This window comes from Saccharomonospora halophila 8, from assembly GCF_000383775.1.
GTDB lineage: Bacteria > Actinomycetota > Actinomycetes > Mycobacteriales > Pseudonocardiaceae > Saccharomonospora > Saccharomonospora halophila.
The window spans coordinates 59503-63359 of sequence record NZ_KB912498.1; the positions used below are offsets into that span (position 1 = coordinate 59503).

Here is a 3857-nt window from a genome sequence, read left to right on the forward strand (position 1 = left end):
CCGCCCGCAGTTCGGCGGAGTCGATGCCGTCGCCCGCGGTGAGGGCCTCGGCGGTGAGCGTCCGTTCCCGCTGCAGGGCGTCGAGCAGGGAGTGGACGGCGACGCCCGCCCCGGCGAGCCGGTCCTGCCGGTCCGCACGGTCCGCGTGCGCGATGTGGTCGACCAGCGTGACCCCGCCGAGCCCCAGCGCGAGGAGGATCGGGATGAGCGTGACGGACCCGAGCTTGACCGGGAGACCCCAGTCACGCCAGCGCAGCACGGCGCGCCACCGGGACCGGGACGGCTCCTCCCCGAGGAGTCGCCCCACGGGCACTCGGCCGTCCGACGCAACCTTCACGAAGGTGACTCCTCCTCCGGTCTGCCCGCCACGGTCGATGCCTCCGGCCGGGTGCCGGTGCCGTCGAGCCGCGGTGTCCTCACGTCCCGCTCTCGCACCGAATCGTCATCCCCGACGGGCACGTCGGGCGTCGCGCGCCCCGGGGCGCGCCGACCGGCCATCGCCCACGAGCCGGTGCCACCGCGCACTCCGTCAGGGGGACTCGGTCAGGGTGGACAGAGCCTACACCAATCGCACGAGTGTCGAGATTCCTCGACACGGGGCACCTGACCTGCGATGACACGATCATTACTGATCATCGGCCCGGCACGGCGGCGAATCGGGGGACACGGACGCCGGTCCGATTACGACACTCGTCCGACAAAGCCGGTCAAGGCTCACCCACACAGAGCAATCTCCGCGTACCGGGTCACCTACCCGGGGCATGGTGGGTGGTGCCCAGGTGACACGGGCCGCGCGAATTAGGCACGATCTTGTGGCAACCTCCCGCCCGGCATTCCCGGGCCGGGTGGCGGGCGACCACCGTCCGCGCTCGCCGAGCGGAGGCGGCTCCGCCGGCGGCCGGGTCCGACGGCACCGACCTACCCTCGCACGGGTGGAGACAACGGTTGACCGGATTCGCGATTTCCTGACCACCCAGCAACCGCCGACCCCGTGCCTGGTCGTCGACGTCGACGCCGTACTCGCCCGGTACCGGTCGATGGCCGCGGCGTTCGCCCCGGGCCGGGTGCAGTACGCCGTGAAGGCCAATCCCGAGCCCGCCGTGGTGCGTGCGCTCGCGCGGGAAGGAGCGGCGTTCGACGTGGCCAGTCCCGCCGAGATCGACCTGTGCCTGCGGGAGGGCGCCCGGCCCGGGACGCTCTCCTACGGCAACACCATCAAGAAGCCGGCCGACATCGCGACGGCACACGCGCACGGTGTCACCGAATTCACCTTCGACGCCCGGGGTGATCTCGACAACATCGCACGGAACGCGCCCGGGGCGGAGGTTTCGGTGCGGATCCTCGTCGACGGCGGGCCCGACTCGGTCACCCCGTTCGGGCACAAGTTCGGGGTCCGTGCCGACCACGCCGCCGAACTGCTGGTCGCCGCGGCCGCGGCGGGACTGCGACCCGTGGGGGTAAGCTTTCACGTCGGCTCACAACAGCTGAACCCGAACGCGTGGGACGTCGCGATCTCCTCGGCCGCCAAGGTCTTCACCTCGGCGGCCGAGCGCGGTGTCCGGCTCCGGCGGCTGAACGTGGGCGGGGGCTTCGGCGTCGCGTACACCGGACCCGCGCCGTCGGTGGAGTCCTACGCCGCCGACGTCCGGGAGGCGTTGGCCACACACTTCCCGGACACACAACCCGAACTGGTCGTCGAACCCGGCCGCGCCGTCGTCGCGGAGGCCGGACTGATCCGCTCCGAGGTGGTGCTGGTGTCCCGCAAGGCCGATGCGGACCCACATCGGTGGGTATACCTCGACATCGGCCGGTACAACGGGCTGGCCGAGACCGAGAACGAGGCGATCGCCTACCGGTTCGACGTCGTGGACGAGCACTCCGACGCGGACGGCCCTGCGATCATCGCCGGGCCCACGTGCGATGGTGACGACGTGCTCTACCAGCGAACGCCCTACCGGCTGCCGCTGTCGCTGCGACAGGGCGACCGGATCGACATACTCGCGACGGGCGCGTACACGGCAAGCTACTCGTCGGTCGCGTTCAACGGAATAGAGCCATTGCGTACGTACTGCATTTCTGAAGGGAGGCTGATCTAGTGCCGAGTGAGTTCGTTCCGGTCGGCGTGTTCTCCGGCAAGCACGTCCTCGCCGAGTTGGAGGGCATCGAGCCGCAGTTGCTCGACGACGAGACTTTCCTGCGCAGCACCTTGGCGAACACGCTGACCGACGCCGGCGCGACGGTGTGCGAAGTCATCGCCCACCGCTTCGAGCCGCAAGGCGTGACCGTCCTGGCGATGCTCGCCGAGTCCCATGCGTCGGTTCACACCTACCCCGAGATCGGCGCGGTGTTCGTCGACGTGTTCACCTGCGGCGAACGGGCCGATCCCGAGCGTGCCGTGACCCTGCTGGCCGACGCGCTCGGCACCGGGTCAGTGTCCATGTCGACGTTCCACCGTGGCCGTCAGCCCGCGGAGGCGGGGACCTGATGGCGGCACGGATCGTCGAACCGTACGGAGACGGCATGACCCGCGTGTGGGACGTCGACGGGATCGTCCTGGACACGCACACCGACTACCAGCACGTCCTGATCGGGCGCACCGCGCAGGGGCTCACGCTGTTCTGCGACGACGAGCGGCAGAGCACCGAGGCCAGCCAGCTCGTCTACCACGAGGCCCTGATGGTGCCGCCGATGCTGCTCGCCGACACGGTGCGTTCCGTGCTCGTCATCGGGTCGAGCGAGGGAGTCGTCTGCCAGATGGCCGTGCAGCAGGGCGCCGACCTGGTCGACCACGTGGACATCGACGAGGCCGCCGTGCGGGCGTGCGCGGAGCACCTCCCGTACGGCTACACGCCCGCCGAGCTGGCGGAGGCCGAACGCGGCACCGGTCCGGTGCGGATCCACTACACCGACGGATGGAACTTCCTCTCGGGCACCGACGAACGCTACGACGTGATCGTGATCGATCTGCCCGACGAGAACCTCGACCCGGACGCCCAGCACAACCGGCTGTACGGCGCGGACTTCCTGCGCCGCTGCGCGGAGCGGCTGAAACCGGGCGGGGTCGTCACCGCGCAGGGCGGGTGCCCGACGCTGTGGCGCAACGACACGCTGATCACGGCGTGGGACCGGTTCACCGGCCTGTTCGGCACCGCCGTCTACTACGGCTCCGACGAGCACGAGTGGGCGTTCCTGTCCGGCAGGCCCGACCGGATCGAGGACCCGGTCGGAAAAATGATCGACAGGTTGCCCGGGGCCGGGTACCAACCGGTGTCGATCGACGCGGACGCGCTCCGCGGCGGCACGGTGCCGCCGCACTCGGTGCGCGTCAGACCTTCCGGCCGGCCCGGACACGCCGGGTAACGGCCCGTTCGGCGACGAAGGAGAGCAGGGGCACGCACCCGGCCAGCAGCACACCGAGCGTGCCCCTGACCGTCCACCGCGCCTTGAGCGCGAGGTCCACGGCCACCACCAGGTAGACCATGTAGATCACCCCGTGGATGGGCGAGTAGACCGCGGAGGGCTCCTCCATCCCGAAGCCGTAGCGCAGCACCATCACCACGACGAGGCCGAGCAGGCCGACACCGGTGACGAAGGCGGCGACCCGGAAGCGCTGCAACGGCCCACGCAGGTCCGTGGTCGCCGCCGTCGTCCCGTTTCCTGTGCTCACCATCGTCAGTTCCTCTCCTGCGCGCGGGCGTTGAGCTCGGCCAGGTACCGGTTGTACTCGGCGAGCGCGTCGTCGGTGGCCGTGTCCCGCTCGGAGGCCGTGTCCCGCTCGGAGGCCGTGTCCGCGTCCGGGGCGGTGTCCCGGTCGGTGACCCGGGGCCGGGACCCGGTGCGGGCGGCGGTCGTCGCCG

5 protein-coding genes and 1 pseudogene are annotated in these 3857 nt (G+C 70.7%); 3 read left to right on the plus strand and 3 right to left on the minus strand.

Features of this window, described 5'->3' with window-relative positions; all coding sequences use genetic code 11:
• Nucleotides 1-337, minus strand: a 337-nt coding sequence (locus SACHA_RS20290) for a hypothetical protein (protein ID WP_198010095.1), incomplete at its 3' end; no start/stop codon positions are given.
• Nucleotides 338-932: 595 nt separating this feature from the next.
• Here SACHA_RS20290 and SACHA_RS0104650 point away from each other — a divergent pair.
• Genes SACHA_RS0104650 through SACHA_RS0104660 form a run of 3 tightly spaced genes read left to right on the plus strand, consistent with a single transcriptional unit; the run spans nucleotide 933 to nucleotide 3360 of the window.
• The gene (locus SACHA_RS0104650; protein WP_019807564.1) at nucleotides 933-2096 is read left to right on the plus strand and encodes a type III PLP-dependent enzyme; all 1164 of its coding nucleotides are present in this window, start codon (nucleotides 933-935) and stop codon (nucleotides 2094-2096) included.
• The gene (speD, locus tag SACHA_RS0104655) at nucleotides 2096-2485 is read left to right on the plus strand and encodes an adenosylmethionine decarboxylase (protein WP_019807566.1); all 390 of its coding nucleotides are present in this window, start codon (nucleotides 2096-2098) and stop codon (nucleotides 2483-2485) included. Before SACHA_RS0104650 ends, speD begins: the two co-directional genes overlap by 1 nt.
• A complete protein-coding gene (locus SACHA_RS0104660) occupies nucleotides 2485-3360 on the plus strand; it encodes a spermidine synthase (protein WP_019807567.1) in 876 nt (291 codons plus the stop codon). The genes speD and SACHA_RS0104660 overlap by 1 nt, the downstream gene beginning before the upstream one ends.
• Here SACHA_RS0104660 and SACHA_RS0104665 read toward each other — a convergent pair.
• Both SACHA_RS0104665 and SACHA_RS25975 read right to left on the minus strand, forming a co-directional pair.
• Nucleotides 3326-3670, minus strand: coding sequence for a DUF3817 domain-containing protein (locus tag SACHA_RS0104665; protein ID WP_019807569.1), 345 nt, complete (start codon nucleotides 3668-3670; stop codon nucleotides 3326-3328). The genes SACHA_RS0104660 and SACHA_RS0104665 overlap by 35 nt on opposite strands.
• A 2-nt stretch (nucleotides 3671-3672) precedes the next feature.
• Nucleotides 3673-3857: pseudogene (locus tag SACHA_RS25975) on the minus strand (transcriptional regulator); the annotation flags it as partial.

Bases quoted from the DNA above. Each gene is read 5' to 3' on its own strand.
- SACHA_RS0104665 (WP_019807569.1), bottom strand. From the start codon at position 3,670: ATGGTGAGCACAGGAAACGGGACGACGGCGGCGACCACGGACCTGCGT.
- SACHA_RS0104660 (WP_019807567.1), top strand. From the start codon at position 2,485: ATGGCGGCACGGATCGTCGAACCGTACGGAGACGGCATGACCCGCGTG.